The sequence below is a fragment of the Geminocystis sp. genome, assembly GCF_041753295.1.
Classification (GTDB): Bacteria; Cyanobacteriota; Cyanobacteriia; order Cyanobacteriales; family Cyanobacteriaceae; genus Geminocystis.
Genome location: NZ_JBGSUU010000122.1, coordinates 31,277 through 45,743, shown reverse-complemented (window position 1 = coordinate 45,743; position 14,467 = coordinate 31,277). Strand labels below are relative to the sequence as shown.

12 protein-coding genes are annotated in these 14,467 nt (G+C 31.9%); 7 read left to right on the top strand and 5 right to left on the bottom strand.

The window, feature by feature from the left end; all coding sequences use genetic code 11:
* Positions 1-17: 17 nt before the first annotated feature.
* Positions 18-338: an SH3 domain-containing protein gene (locus tag ACEW8E_RS15325; protein ID WP_373481226.1), complete on the top strand. Its 321-nt coding sequence runs from the start codon at positions 18-20 to the stop codon at positions 336-338.
* A gap of 65 nt (positions 339-403) precedes the next feature.
* Here the strand turns inward: ACEW8E_RS15325 and larC are convergent, their stop codons facing one another.
* A complete protein-coding gene (gene larC / locus ACEW8E_RS15320) occupies positions 404-1,585 on the bottom strand; it encodes a nickel pincer cofactor biosynthesis protein LarC (RefSeq protein WP_373481225.1) in 1,182 nt (393 codons plus the stop codon).
* Between the two features lie 140 nt (positions 1,586-1,725).
* Between larC and ACEW8E_RS15315 the strand changes: the two genes are divergently transcribed.
* Both ACEW8E_RS15315 and ACEW8E_RS15310 read left to right on the top strand, forming a co-directional pair.
* Entirely contained in the window at positions 1,726-2,376 is a 651-nt protein-coding gene (locus tag ACEW8E_RS15315; RefSeq protein WP_373481224.1) for an L-threonylcarbamoyladenylate synthase, read from the top strand.
* Between the two features lie 82 nt (positions 2,377-2,458).
* The gene (locus ACEW8E_RS15310; RefSeq protein ID WP_373481223.1) at positions 2,459-2,599 is read left to right on the top strand and encodes a DUF2256 domain-containing protein; all 141 of its coding nucleotides are present in this window, start codon (positions 2,459-2,461) and stop codon (positions 2,597-2,599) included.
* 25 nt (positions 2,600-2,624) lie between these two features.
* On the opposite strand, the gene gltS is transcribed toward ACEW8E_RS15310, so the two are convergent.
* From gltS to ACEW8E_RS15295, 3 genes are all read right to left on the bottom strand, one after another.
* The gene (gene gltS, locus ACEW8E_RS15305) at positions 2,625-3,833 is read right to left on the bottom strand and encodes a sodium/glutamate symporter (RefSeq protein WP_373481222.1); all 1,209 of its coding nucleotides are present in this window, start codon (positions 3,831-3,833) and stop codon (positions 2,625-2,627) included.
* Positions 3,834-3,974: 141 nt separating this feature from the next.
* Positions 3,975-5,588: an iron uptake porin gene (locus ACEW8E_RS15300; protein ID WP_373481221.1), complete on the bottom strand. Its 1,614-nt coding sequence runs from the start codon at positions 5,586-5,588 to the stop codon at positions 3,975-3,977.
* 100 nt (positions 5,589-5,688) lie between these two features.
* Positions 5,689-7,257, bottom strand: a complete 1,569-nt coding sequence (locus ACEW8E_RS15295; protein WP_373481220.1) for an ABC transporter permease subunit — start codon at positions 7,255-7,257, stop codon at positions 5,689-5,691.
* Positions 7,258-7,422: 165 nt separating this feature from the next.
* Between ACEW8E_RS15295 and ACEW8E_RS15290 the strand changes: the two genes are divergently transcribed.
* The 3 genes from ACEW8E_RS15290 (at position 7,423) to ACEW8E_RS15280 (ending at position 10,007) form a co-directional block, all read left to right on the top strand.
* Positions 7,423-8,190 (top strand): amino acid ABC transporter ATP-binding protein, encoded by a 768-nt coding sequence (locus ACEW8E_RS15290; RefSeq protein ID WP_373481219.1) that lies wholly within the window; start codon positions 7,423-7,425, stop codon positions 8,188-8,190.
* A gap of 348 nt (positions 8,191-8,538) precedes the next feature.
* Positions 8,539-9,495 carry an ABC transporter permease gene (locus tag ACEW8E_RS15285; RefSeq protein ID WP_373481218.1) on the top strand — a complete coding sequence of 319 codons (957 nt, stop codon included), beginning with the start codon at positions 8,539-8,541 and terminating at the stop codon, positions 9,493-9,495.
* 137 nt (positions 9,496-9,632) lie between these two features.
* Entirely contained in the window at positions 9,633-10,007 is a 375-nt protein-coding gene (locus ACEW8E_RS15280; protein ID WP_373481217.1) for a hypothetical protein, read from the top strand.
* 374 nt (positions 10,008-10,381) lie between these two features.
* Here the strand turns inward: ACEW8E_RS15280 and ACEW8E_RS15275 are convergent, their stop codons facing one another.
* Positions 10,382-12,637, bottom strand: coding sequence for an RNB domain-containing ribonuclease (locus ACEW8E_RS15275; protein ID WP_373481216.1), 2,256 nt, complete (start codon positions 12,635-12,637; stop codon positions 10,382-10,384).
* Positions 12,638-12,933: 296 nt separating this feature from the next.
* Between ACEW8E_RS15275 and ACEW8E_RS15270 the strand changes: the two genes are divergently transcribed.
* Positions 12,934-14,436, top strand: coding sequence for a dicarboxylate/amino acid:cation symporter (locus tag ACEW8E_RS15270; protein WP_373481215.1), 1,503 nt, complete (start codon positions 12,934-12,936; stop codon positions 14,434-14,436).
* Positions 14,437-14,467: the final 31 nt, after the last annotated feature.

Genomic DNA, 14,467 nt, shown 5'->3' with positions numbered 1-14,467 from the left:
TCACGGAAATATAAAACATGATTTTCAAAAGAAGTTTACCTTTTCTCTTAGTAGTAGCGACACTGTTCGCAACCATATCACCAACATTAGCTCGTGGTATTTCAACTCTCAGAGCTAGTAATCCTAATACACGCATTAATGTACGCACAAAACCAACAATTAATTCTAGTGCTCCTCAATATGGAATACCCGGAGATAAAGTCAAAGTGATTGAGTGTGTGCTAAATAAAGATACAGCAGGTAGTGATCTTAATTGGTGTAAAGTCGAATTTGTTAAATCTAAAGCGGTGGGTTGGATTCGTAGCGATTTTATTATTTTTGCTGATGGTGGCGAATAAGCTAAAACCCATCTAACCATAATAGATAAGATAGTTTATAACCATTAATGCTAGTGTATTAAAATTTATTGTCTTAGTTTTTGTTGGGATTCTAAAACAATTAGACTTAATGGAATGTTATATTTACGCGCTATGGCAGCACAATCTTCATATTCTGGTTGAATGTTGACTATTTCATCATCTTTTTTTGCTACTTTTACTCGAATATTACCGTATTTAGTTGTAACTGTCACTATTTCTCTAGGTAAAATTGAGCGTTGTTGAATTTGCCTACGAATACCAATGGTTGTGGTTTCTCGAAAAATAATAGTTTCACAAATGTCAATTTTATCTATATCACAAATGACTGTTAATAAGATTCCTTGACGATTTTTTTTCATTCCCACTGGTTGAGTAAAAACATCCCTTGCACCCATTTTCAATAATTCTTCCAAAAGATAACCAAAAATTTGCGGATTTGTATCATCAATTTGAGTTTCTAATACTACTATTTCTTCTAAATTCTCACTATGTTTACTTTCTCCTATCCATAACTGTAAAATGTTCGGTATTTCTAAATCTTGACTACCAGCACCCCTTCCTATTTTGATTAATGACATTTGCGGGGGTTGTCCAAATTTTTTTACTAATGTAGTTACGATCGCTGCTCCTGTGGGGGTAACTAATTCTTTATCGATACCATTACTATAAAGGGGAGTTTGCCTAGTCTGGAGTAATTCTAACACGGCAGGAACGGGTACTGATAATTTGCCGTGAGCGGCTTTAATTGTACCTCCTCCTGTGGGTAAAGGGGAACAATATAACTTTTGGATATTAAGATATTCTAAACCTAAACAAGTACCGACAATGTCCACAAGAGCATCAGTAGCTCCCACTTCATGAAAATGAACTTTTTGATGTGAAATGCCGTGAACCTTACCTTCTGCTTCAGCTAAATGTCGGAAAATAGCTAAACTATTGGTAGTAGCAATGGCGGATAAATTAGCCGAGATAATTAAATTTTCAATATCTGCTAAATGACGATGGTGATGGTGATGGTGATGATGGATTAAGTCAACATGAATTTTAACCGCACTTTGCCCTTGTCTTAAGACTTTTTCTTCTTTTAATTGATATTCTGAAGATAAATTTAAACCTTTTAAACCATTTTCAATATATTCTAAAGGCACACCAGCCGAGACTAATGCACCTAAAAACATATCCCCAGCTATACCTGTCGGACATTGTAAATAAGCTATTCTTTCCATTTACGGTACAATCATCAATGAACAATTAATAATTATAAGGGCAAGGGGCAAAGGTAAATTCTCAATGATTATCAACTATCAACTATTAACTATCAACTATTAACTATCAACTATCAACTATTAACTATTAATTATTAACTATGGCTATATTATACGAATTAAATCCCGATAATCCCCAATCTCGTGATATTGAAAAAATTACTCAAGCCTTAAAAAAAGGAGCGATTATGCTTTATCCTACGGATACAGTTTACGCTATCGGTTGTGATATGAATGTAAAATCAGCAGTAGAAAAAGTTAGGGCTTTAAAACGATTATCTAATGATAAACCATTGACTTTTCTTTGCTCTTCTTTATCTCATATTTCTGAATATGCCGTTGTTAGTGATGAGGCTTATCGTATCATGAAACGGTTGATTCCAGGCCCTTATACTTTCCTTTTACCTACAACAAAATTAGTGCCAAAATTGGTAATGTCTCCTAAACGTAAAACTACGGGAATTCGAGTGCCTGATCACAATGTGTGTCAAGTTTTGTTACAATCCCTTGATAATCCTATTATTTCTACTTCCGCTCATATTATAGATGAGTATGGTGATTTTCCTTCTGAAAATTGGGAAAAATTCCGTTTATTTGATGAGTTTGATAAACAAGTTGATATTATTATTGATGATAAAACTAATCCGGGTTTTGATGTTTCTACTATTCTCGATTTTTCTAATAGTAAGCCCTCTGTAGTTCGGAAAGGATTAGGATGGGAAGAAGTGGAAAACTGGCTTAATTTTGAGTAAAATAATTATAATCACATTTTAGCTCAAACTAATTTTATTTTTAAAAGTTAGAAAAATTTTCCCTAAATAAAGATTTTTTCAAATGCCAAAACAAATTAAAAAAGCTAATTTTCCTACCAAAATTTGTCCAGTTTGTGGGTTATCTTTTACTTGGCGTAAAAAATGGGCTAAATGTTGGGAGGAGGTTAAATATTGTTCGGAAAAATGTAGGAAAAATAAATAAATAAGGTTTACTAAAAAAGTAGTTTTTATGAGATTAAATTGAGAAATCTTTGAATCACAAAAGCGTTAACAATATCAATAAAAAATGCACCCACTAAAGGCACAATTAGAAAGGCTTGAGGTGATGCACCAAATTTTTCTGTTACGGCTGTCATATTTGCGATCGCTGTTGGTGTTGCACCTAATGCTAAACCTAGATAACCTGCAGAAATTACAGCGGCATTATAGTCTTTACCCATAACGGGAAAAATGATAAATATAGTATAAGTAACCACTACTAGAAATTGCATGATAAGAATAATTGCGATAGGGATACCTATTTCTGCTAATGTCCATAGTTGTAAACTCATCAATGACATTGACAAGAATAAACCCAAACTGACATCAGAAATTAACGCTAAAGAAGGAGTATTTGATGGCCAAGAAATGGTTTTAAAAATTAAAGGTATGGTATTAGTGAGGATAATTCCAGCTAATAAACAAGTTACAAAATCAGGCAACTTTAAACCTATTAAAGCAACAAGATAATTGATTTGAAGTCCTAAACCGATAGTAATTCCCAGTATTAATAAACTATAGAGCATTGTATTATAATCAATTCTGACATTTTTCTGATCATGTTTAATTCCGATAGTCAGATTTTCTTTTGAGTCATTAACTTTTAATCGATTTCTGTTTATTAACAATCGAGCGACAGGACCGCCAATAATGCCCCCTAAAACTAAACCAAATGTAGCACTAGCAATACCAATTTCTAAGGCATTGTCAATGCTATAGGTATCTCTAAGGATAGCAGACCATGCGATGGCTGTACCATGGCCACCACTAAGGGAAATAGAGCCTGAAATCAAGCCAATAGGTTTATCTAACCCCAGAATAGAGGCAACCGCTACTCCTGTTAAATTTTGTAAAAATAAATAGCATACAGCCATAGCTAAGAGAATTAATAAAGGTTTTCCTCCTTGTAAGAGAGTTTTTAGTTTAGAAGAAAGTCCAATGGTGGTAAAAAAGATGATTAGTAAAGCATCACGAATATTAAGACTAAAATCTACTTGAAGGTGAAAAATACTATATAAAATACCAAAAAATAAGGAAGCTAAAACGCCTCCTGAAACAGCGTCGGGAATATTAAAATTTTGTAAAAAATTAATTTGTTTTGTGAGATATTTTCCGAAATATAAGACTAAAATAGCCACAATTATGGTTTGTCTTACATCTAATTGAATAATGTTCATCACTTTGATTTTTTTGTGCTTTACATAAAGAAAGTCTTATTTCACTCTTTTATTAATACCATATATCTTCAATCCTCAAAGAAAAATAAAAGGGCTAAAGCCCTTAATTACAGAATATTTAATTTATGTTTTTAATAAAAGTTAAAAAGTAAAAGAAGTACGCAAAGCACCTACATATAAAGAATCTCGGTTATTTGCAGGGTTAATACCTACCCAAAAAGCAGGAGTTATGGAGATATTATCTGTTAACCTAAACATATAAAATGTTTCCACAAGAAAGGGTGTATCTTTAGTGGCTACAATATCTGTAGAAACGTTATTTTTATTGGTTAAAGTACCAGCATAGGGAGGACTTCCAACGCTTACAGCGCCTAAATTACCTTCTTTGAATAAGTCAGGAAAAGCTAAACTTACTTTCCAATTCCAAATGTCGGCATAATCTCCACTTCTTAAACCACCTTCGGCTTTAGAATAGGTGTACATTCCCCAGCCCGAAATGTTAAAACGAGGGCTAATTTGCCATGACCCAATTACGGCATAATGATCAGAAGATGCAGCGTTACCATCAAAAGGATCATCTGTATTAGCTACCCCCGTATAACCTAAAAGGGAAAAATCTTGTAAATCCCCAGCACCGCTATAATCTCTAGCATAGGCGAAGGCGATACCAGTATTACCATCAAATTTGTAAGTTAATTGCGCCGCAATGTTATATTTACCGTTAAATAAGCCGTTTCCGCTTTCAGGATTACTACCGTTAAGGGCAGAATAAAGAAGCCCAATATTTAGCTTATCGGTGATGTCATAATAAGCACCCACTCCCGGACCTTCATAGTCGTTCATAAGGTAAATCGGTGCTAAACTAGGAAAAAATGCTACTGATCCTGTAGCAAAATCTGAGGTATAAGGTGAAAGAGGATCTGAAATGTCATCGAGAGTAATTTTTATTCCCGCTAACCAAAATTTCAAGCGATCGCCCACAGGAAAGCTATACTGTACTTTATTTAAAGCGGTGTTATTCTCTCCTCCAGCACTAAAGTTGAAATCAGTTAAATTACTCCCCCCTCGGGCAAAGTAAAAATTACCCATTTGTAACCTAACTTTTAACAAATCTTCCCCGGTAAAACTGGTGTTTAAATCAAGACGAGTACGATAATTAGCGGTAATTTGTCCATCATTGATAGGTGTATTTTTAGGTACTCCAAGAGCAGCAGTTTCATTGCCCCCAACTCCTGAAAAAACAATGATATTTTCTCCCCTTAAAGTGGTGGTAGTAGAAAAATTATTATCTTCTAAAAAGGTAATTCTACCTTCTAAATTATTGATTCTAGTGTTAAGAGTAGCTAATTCTACTTCATATTCTTTAGCTAACGCCTTTAATTTCTCTAAGTCTTCTTTAATAACCGTTGTGCCTTCTTGTATTAACCTTTCCATGGAGTTTAAACAAGCATTCAAACCTGCTGCAAATTCATAACGACTTAAAGCACGATTACCCCTAAAAGTTCTGTCAGGATAACCTACAATACAACCATAACGCTCTACGAGACTTCTAAGGGCTTCAAATGCCCAATCCGTAGGGGAGACATCTCGCAGTTGTGAAACGCTATTAATCTGACTCATGGAATTACTATCAGAGTCATAAGCCATAGTTTGAGAATCAACAACGGATTGTGCTTTAACGATATTGCTATGGTAAAAATCTCCTAAACCCAAGATAACAGACAAAGATAAGAGATAATTAAGTTTTTTAGTCATTTTTTACTCCTCAATTAAATAATTTAAACTTTTATAGTTTCTTTGCACTTTTTAATATTTGTTAGTAACGTTTTACTTTGTGTTACCTAACCTATATGGCTTAACCATTTTGCAAAGCACCTTTACGCTTCGCTTGTCCTACAGGGTCCATCTTTTTCTCTAGCCACTTAAATCCAAAGGATGATAAGGTAGTTAAAACCAGATAAACTAACGCTACGGCAATATAAACTTGAAAGGCTTGAAATGTACTCGCTACGATTAATTGCCCTTGTCGGAATAACTCAGCAAAACCAATTACGGCAACTAAACTGGTGTCTTTAATAAGGGTAATAAACTCATTACCTAAAGGAGGTAAAATTCGGCGAAAGGCTTGGGGCATAATTACTTCTTTTAAGGTTTGTAATCTATTCATTCCCAATGCTTCACAGGCTTCCCATTGACCTTTATCTATGGATTGAATACCCCCCCTAATAATTTCCGCAAGATAGGCAGCAACGTTTAAACTTAGGGCGATAACCGCCGCAGGAAGACGTTGTAAACTCCACTGTAAACCCATGCCTTGAAAGAAAGCTGGTAAGCCAAAATAAATAATAAATAATTGTACTAACATAGGAGTACCTCGGAAAAATTCCACATAAACCCGCAAAATATTTTTCAGGAGTTTGTTATCAGAAATTAAGCCAAAAGCCACAAATGAGCCACCAATTAAGCCAAAAAAGATGGATAATGCCGTTAAAGTAAGGGTGACTACAGCACCTTGAGGTAATCTTTGGATTAGTAAAGTTAAGACGGATTGACTACCACTACTACTCAAAGGATTTGTGGTAAAATCTGAAGATGTAGTACCGATTAAAGAGGGTGCGATCAAAGGTAATACTAAAGGCTCACCAGCGAACCATTTTTGATAAATTTCTCTATAAGTGCCGTTGCGTAAAATTTGAAATAAGCCATAGTTAAGTAACATCACTTTCTCGGAATTTATGGGTAAAGCTATGCCATAAAATTCTTCGGTGACTAATTCCCCGACTACTTTTACTCCTCTTAATCCTGCTTCTTTTATAGCGAATAATGTTACAGGGCCATCATTTACTACTGCATCAACCTTGCCGTTGACTAACTCTTGTAAAGCTAACACCGCCGAATCAAAAGCGATTATTTGAGCGTTGGGGATTTTTTGTGCTTCCATAGCTCCCGTTGTGCCTATTTGTACGGCAATTTTTCGCCCTGTTAAATCGTCAAAACTTTTAATTGTCTCGTTATTTTCTTGAACAGCAATAGCTAAACCTGCTTTAAAATAAGGACTTGAAAAGGCTACGGATTGTCCTCTTTCTGCTGTGATGGTAATGCCACTAACCGCCGCATCAATAGTATTTGATTGTAATGCTGGAATAAGACCATCAAAGGGCAATGATTCAAACTCTACTGCTAAGTTAACTTCATTACCGATGGCTTTCATTAAATCAATGTCAAAACCTTGTAAACCACTACCATCTTCTGAAGGCATTTCAAAGGGAGGAAAAGTTGGTTCTGTACCTACTTTGAAAGCAATTAACTGACTTTTAGCAGGTTCTACCGTGAAAGGGTTAAAAGTCATGAAAATTATGGAGATACAGGCTAATAATCCCAAGGCAATGGGCTTAATCCATCCATGGCGAAAGTGTTTGATCATTACTACCAATAATATTTGCTTAAGAATAATCGTGACTTTAACTATGGCTTGAAAAATTAAGATAGTTTGTTATCTAAAACACATTTTGTCAGATTAAAATTGGTTATCTTACGAATACTTTATTGATATTAAAATTATCTATATATAATCAAAAAATATATAATTATGTCTTTATCCGATCCAGTAATTATTAGTGATAATTTACATAAAAGTTTTGGCAATTTAGAAGTATTAAAAGGGGTAAATGTTGCTTTATATAAAGGTGATGTTGTCTCCATAATCGGCCCTTCTGGTTGTGGTAAAACGACTTTTATTCGTTGTTTAAATCGTCTTGAAACTGTTACATCAGGAACTTTAGAAGTTATGGGCGTTGATATGTCTGCTCATAAAATTAGCGAAATTTCTTTGCGAGAATTAAGAAGTAAAGTAAGTATGGTTTTTCAACATTTTAATTTATTTCCTCATTTAACGGTTTTACAAAATTTGATGTTAGCACCACAAAAAGTGTTAAAAAAATCTACCCATGAAGCCAAGGAAAAAGCCTTACATTATTTAGAAAAAGTTGGTTTATCTACGAAACCTGATTCTTATCCTGAGCAACTTTCAGGAGGACAAAAACAGAGGGTAGCCATCGCCCGTAGTTTATGTATGCAACCTGATATAATTTTATTTGATGAGCCTACTAGCGCCTTAGATCCAGAATTAGTAGGAGAAGTACTTTCAACCATGAAACAATTAGCAGAAGAAGGTATGACAATGGTTGTAGTTACCCATGAAATGCAGTTTGCAAGAGAGGTTTCTAACAAAGTTTTATTTTTTAATGAGGGAATTATCGAGGAAATGGGTAAACCTGAAGATTTATTTTCCGCTCCAAAAAGTGAGCGATTAAAGACTTTTTTAAAACGTACTAATTCTGGGGTTTATACAGCATAAATTTATTTTATCTTCTTGTCACTTTTAATAAAGGTTTGATAAATTTTCGTGTTTTCTCCTCTGAAAAAATAATTATAAAAAATATCTCGAAATACTTGACAAAGTTAATCTTTTCTGGTTATAATAGAGTTAACAAACAAAGCTACCTTTTCTTGACCCGTTGCGGTCGGGGAGGGGTGGCTTGTGTCTATTTTTATTCAGTTTTGGTTATGGTAATTACGAGATAATGCTGTTTAATGAATAGATAAATTCTGCTAACTCAGGTAATAGTAGTTAAAATTGATAATTTCTTATTTTAAACTGATTTTATTTTTAATTTTTGGAGATGTCTAATAGATAAAATAGATAATGAATTATTTAGCGAAAAGAATCTTAATTTCTCTGCCAACTTTACTGACTATTAGTGTGGTAATTTTTCTTATCTTAGCATTAGCACCGGGTGATCCTCTAAGTGAATTTGCTTCTAATCCAAATATTACTCAGGAAGTTAGAGAAAATCTTAGACAATCTTTGGGGTTAGATAAGCCTATTTATATTCGTTATTTTAAATGGCTTTTTGCTTTTTTACAAGGAAATTTAGGTTATTCTTTTAGTAGTAGAAGTCCAGTTTTTGATTTAATTTTACAACGTCTTCCTAATACTTTAATGATTGTGGGTGTTGCTTATTTTCTTAGTGTTTTAATGGCTATTCCTTTGGGTTTAATTTCTGCTATTAAACGTTATTCTTTTCTTGATAATATCATTACAATAATCTCTTTTTTTGGCTATTCTATTCCTCCTTTTTTTAGTGGTTTATTATTAATCATTATTTTTAGTGTACAACTTAAATGGCTACCTTTTATTTATGATAGTAATTTAGAAATAATTAATTTTGCCACTTTTTTCGCACAAATTAAACAGTCTATTATGCCGATTATGGTTTTAAGTTTATATCAAACAGCCATTTTAATGCGATTTATGCGCTCATCGGTAACGGAAGAATTGAGTCATGATTATGTGCGCACAGCTTATAGTAAAGGTTTAAATAGCTATCAGGTGTTGGTTAATCATATTTTTCGCAATGCTTTAATTCCTGTGATTACTTTAATCGCTTTAGATATTCCTAGTATATTCACTGGCGCGCTTGTTACTGAACAAATTTTTCGCATCCCCGGTATTGGCGCTTTATTGATTGATTCTATTTATCGTAGTGATACTCCTGTAATTATGGCGATCGCAATGATTTATGGTATTTTAATAGTTATATTCAATCTTATAGCAGATTTGACCTATTCATGGCTTGATCCTCGAGTAAAATTACATTAAGATTTGATAGATAATTCTGACTAAAATATGTCGTTATTAACTTAAATGAAGAAAATGTTAATTTTAACTTCAATTTTAGATATTAGATAATTAAAAATGTTAAAGTAAACATAAAAATTATAGGGAAAGTAACAAGGGTGAAGTCAAATTTTCAAAATAAAATAATCAATATAAATGACTCAGGTTTAGGGTGTTTATTAACTTTAGTAATTGTTAGTTTACTATTAGGAGCAATAGGATTACAATGGATTGTTAAAGGATTTTTTATCTTCATTGCCTTATTATTTATTACTCCCATTGTTGCTATTTGGGGATTTCGCTGGTGGCTAAAAAGAAATTTAGTGGAAGATAATTGTCCTGTATGTAATTATAGTTTTAAAGGGTTTAATAAAACTGATTGTAGTTGCCCAAATTGTGGAGAAGTTTTAAAGGTAGAATCTGGTAAATTTGTAAGAAGTGTTCCTGATGGTACTATTGAAGTTAAAGCTGTAGAAATATCTAATAATAATTAGGGGTTATCTCAGAGTTTCAGTGGAATAGGGAGTTAGGAGAAATATTTATAAATAAAACTCTCTATCTTAGTATAAATAGTAATTACCAAAAAAATTTTATTAGACATCTTCACAAAAGAAAAATTAAATCAGTTTTAATACTAAATCATTTAATAAATCTAGTTTATTGTCATTTTAATCCTTTCAAAATAATTATGGGAGAAGTCTAGTAAGAAAATGGTATCAAAAGTGCTGAGTTTTTGAATAAAAATCCTCGAAACTGCACACTTTTTAGTTGATATATTATACCTTAACCTTTGATTTTTATAACTTTCTGATTCCCTGTGCCGACTCTAATTAGCAATAAATAAAATATTAAAATTATCTATGGTTAATTAATCTAGTTGATGTTGAATAAAAAGAATATGAGAAGCGCTTTGTTTTGCATCTTTTTTATTTTTACCATAACCTTTAGAAATAATAGTTTTTTGTTGATAAATTAGACTAATTTTGCAAGTAAAAAATCCATCAATATTATCAAAGTTATATTCAGGATAATTTAATTGATTTGATTGACAAAAATGATATAATTTGGACACCCAGTCTGACTCATCTTTTTCTTTAATGTTAACTGTTTCTATGGAATTAATAGTATTTATCAAATTTTCTGCTGAAGTAGTTTCTTCTAATATATTTATTTCATCATCATAGACAAATAAATCTGGTTGATTTGTTAATTCATCCCGAAGATAAGATTCAATATAAGCTAAGGAAGATTTTTGTTTTGCTTTAATTTTTTTTGTGTCAAATTGAGGTTGCTGATGAGTTAAATTATCAACATAACAATAAGCGATATATTTTTTAGTTATGGAATGATAATCTATTTTATATTCTACTATACAACCAGTTAATTGAGAATGAATTAAAAGTACTGAAACACCGTTTAAGTTAGGATAATTTAAAAACTTATTGACTTTTCCTTGAAACCAAATTTTATATAAATCTTTGGGTAATAAATTATTGATTCTGGCTTCAATTTTTTGAAAAATTATCTCATCAAAATGAGTTTTTATACAATAATCTAAAATTTTAGAAAAATCTTTATCACTTAAATTATTAAAATCGGAATTTAGTGCATTTTCTGGGGAGGAATTAGAGACAAGATTACTTAAATTTATCTGAGGAATAGGAAGAGGATTTATAGTTAATTCTTGATGAAGATAACCTTTAATTGTGGCTAAAGCTGCTTTTTGTTTTGCTTTACTTTTTTTAGTATCTTCTGCTGGGTTTAAAGTTGTTTTTCCATCAATATAACAATAAACAAAATAAATTTTTCTCACTTCGCAATATTCTGATTTATATTCAATTAAAGAATCATCCGATTGAGATTTAATGAGTAAAACGGAAACGCTATCAATATTTTCATCATCTAAAAATTCATTAATTTTACAACGAAACCAAATATAGTAAAAATCTTTAGGTTGTAATGTATTAAAGCGAGATTTTATGTAAGGAAAAATTTTTTGAATCTCATTATTATAAACAGCGTATTGAATTAAATCAGAAAACTCATCAACGGATATTTTTTCCATATCTAAACTTTCAATCTTATTAAAATTATTTTCAATTACTTCTTGCCTTTGTTTTTTTAAAAAGTTAGATTTATCTTCCTTAAATTCTTGATAAAAGTTATTAATTTTCAAACAAATATTATCTAATTCCGAGGCAGTATAAGGAGAAGATTCTTGTTTAATAATAGCCTTGACAATACGATGATTAACTAAATCGACAAAACGGCGCAAAGGGCTGGTAAAATGAATATAAGCTATTAAACATAAACCAACATGAGGCTTAACTTGAGAGTTATAAATAGCTGGTACTAAACAATGTCCCATAGTTTTCTTTACTAACTCAAAATCTGTTGTACCGACATCTTGGGTTCTATATAATGCTAAAATATTATTTTCTGCTAAAAAGTTAGCAATAGTGGTATTTGTTAAAATCATTAATTCGGCGATTAGCTGATGAGTATTAACATTTTCTTGTATTAAATTTCCATCTTCATCAACATAACCATTAGCTGTTAAAATTCCTGAATTACCTCCCCTTTTTCTACCAATTAATTGTGCAACTTGTTGCATTTTGAGTAATAATTTATGTTCAGTAATATTCTGAGGATTTTGTAAAATTTTTTCAACTTCTTGATAACTAAAAGCCTTTTTATTGGTAAAAATTGTTTCTTTAATGCGAAAAGAAATCACATTGCCACTATTATCGATGTGAAAAAAAATCGTCAAGGCTAATCTTCTTTTTTCTTCTTCCAATGAACCTAAATTAGTGCTAATATGACAAGGTAACATGGGAGGCACAGTTGTATGGTATAGAGTAACTACCCTTGACAAGGCTTCTTCATCCACTGAGGAATCTTTGGGAATAATAGTCGATACATCAGTAATACTTATTTGTAGCTCAAAATTACCATTATTCAATTCTACCAACCAAATACCATCATCTCGATCAACAGTAGTAGCGTCATCAATAGTGATACCAAATACAGGAAAACGATGAGGATAATAGTCAGCTAAATTAATAGCGTTAGCCTGTTTGATTTGTTGAGATTTGAATTTTCTTGGTGGGATTTTACCTTTCATAGCCGATGTCTGACTAACAGATTAACTCTACTGATTTTAACTTGTTAACTCATTGTAAACTGAACTTACTTTATCCGAAAATTAAATCTTAAGTTTAAAAAAAGATGATTAACAATATAATTAAACTCATTAAGTATTAAAACATTTAGGGATTATCTAATTTTAAATTAATACCCATAACTAATAATTTTTGTTGCCTTTTACCTCTTGCATGAGGATAAAGTAAACATACAATTAATTTTATCTACTTACTTAGTTATCTTTTTTCAAATATCAGCAATAATTAATTATTTAATATGAATGAAAATATATCTTCTGAAAAAGAAAAAAAATCTTTATTAATACCTATCCTTATGGGTATTTTTTGCGGAGTTTTACTAGGAGGCTTTTTACCAACATGGGGGAGAGAAATATACTTTTTAGGAGAGTTATTTATCAACAGTTTATTAATGTTAGTAATTCCTTTAGTTATGACTTCCATGATTAGCAGTATCACAGGTTTAGGAGATTTAAGATTATTAAAAGGAATCGGCTTAAAAACTATTAGTTTATATATGGTAACAACGGGAATAGCCGTAATTTTAGGCTTAATTTTAGTTAGTTTTATTCAACCGGGTATTGCTGACAATGAGAATGATAGAGTTTTATTAAGGGGAGGACAATTATTAGAAAATGTTGATTATACTATTCAAGAAAATCAATTAACTTTAACTAAAGATAGTTTAAGAAAACCTTTTGATGATCGTTATTTAGTCTTATTATTAGATCAAAATATCACAGGTGTCATCGAAAAAGAAGAAAATTTTAATAACAATCATCTTACTATAAAACAGTGGGAAAATCAAGAGGGAGAAATTACTATTCCCTTGGCAAAAGGTAAAGGATTAAAGATAGATTTAACTATCGCAAAAAAAGTTATGGGTAAGGAAAAAAAATCCATTAGTGAAACACTAAAAAACGTTATTATTAGTTTACTTCCTCGCAATTTATTTCAAGCGATGGCAAATAATGATGTCTTGCCTATAATCATATTTTCCTTAATTTTTGGGGCAATTTTAACTACTTTTAACGAAGGAGTTATACTCATTAATTTTTTTAACACTTTAAATATTACTATCCTGAAAATTGTTGATTTAATCCTCTTATTTGCACCTATAGGTATTGGTGCATTAATTGCAGGGCGTTTAGGAGAAGCTGGAGGTTTTAGTGGCTTTGCTGAGGAGTTTCTTTCTTTGGGTAAATATACAGGTACAGTAATGTTAGGTCTATTTTTGCATGGATTTGCTATTTTATTTTTGTTATTATACTTTATCACAAAAAGATCCCCTTTTGTTTTTTTCCGTAGAATGTTACCAGCCTTAACAACGGCTTTTTCTACCGCTTCAAGTTCAGCGACAATCCCTGTTACCCTTGAATGTGCCATCAAAAACAATAAAATAGAGGCAAAAATTGCTGATTTTGTCATCCCCCTAGGGGCAACCATCAACATGGATGGTACAGCACTATATGAAGCCGTTGCAGCAGTTTTTATCGCCCAAATCTACGGCATTGAGTTAACTATCGGGCAAATGATTGTCATCTTTTTAACCGCAACTTTAGCAGCCATTGGCGCGGCGGGTATTCCTGAAGCAGGATTAGTAACAATGGTAATTGTTTTAAAAGCAGTAGATATTCCCATCGAAGGAATTTCCCTTATCCTCGTCATTGATTGGTTTCTTGATCGTTGTCGTACTACCATAAATGTTTGGGGTGACGTAGTAGTGGCAGCAATGGTACAAAAAATGGAGAATAAGCAATGATTTTGGCTCTACTACAGTAGTTGTGATAATT

Coding starts and splice junctions, on each gene's coding strand:
- ACEW8E_RS15325 (WP_373481226.1), top strand. CDS start 18: ATGATTTTCAAAAGAAGTTTACCTTTTCTCTTAGTAGTAGCGACACTG.
- larC (WP_373481225.1), bottom strand. CDS start 1,585: ATGGAAAGAATAGCTTATTTACAATGTCCGACAGGTATAGCTGGGGAT.
- ACEW8E_RS15315 (WP_373481224.1), top strand. CDS start 1,726: ATGGCTATATTATACGAATTAAATCCCGATAATCCCCAATCTCGTGAT.
- ACEW8E_RS15310 (WP_373481223.1), top strand. CDS start 2,459: ATGCCAAAACAAATTAAAAAAGCTAATTTTCCTACCAAAATTTGTCCA.
- gltS (WP_373481222.1), bottom strand. CDS start 3,833: ATGAACATTATTCAATTAGATGTAAGACAAACCATAATTGTGGCTATT.
- ACEW8E_RS15300 (WP_373481221.1), bottom strand. CDS start 5,588: ATGACTAAAAAACTTAATTATCTCTTATCTTTGTCTGTTATCTTGGGT.
- ACEW8E_RS15295 (WP_373481220.1), bottom strand. CDS start 7,257: ATGATCAAACACTTTCGCCATGGATGGATTAAGCCCATTGCCTTGGGA.
- ACEW8E_RS15290 (WP_373481219.1), top strand. CDS start 7,423: ATGTCTTTATCCGATCCAGTAATTATTAGTGATAATTTACATAAAAGT.
- ACEW8E_RS15285 (WP_373481218.1), top strand. CDS start 8,539: ATGAATTATTTAGCGAAAAGAATCTTAATTTCTCTGCCAACTTTACTG.
- ACEW8E_RS15275 (WP_373481216.1), bottom strand. CDS start 12,637: ATGAAAGGTAAAATCCCACCAAGAAAATTCAAATCTCAACAAATCAAA.
- ACEW8E_RS15270 (WP_373481215.1), top strand. CDS start 12,934: ATGAATGAAAATATATCTTCTGAAAAAGAAAAAAAATCTTTATTAATA.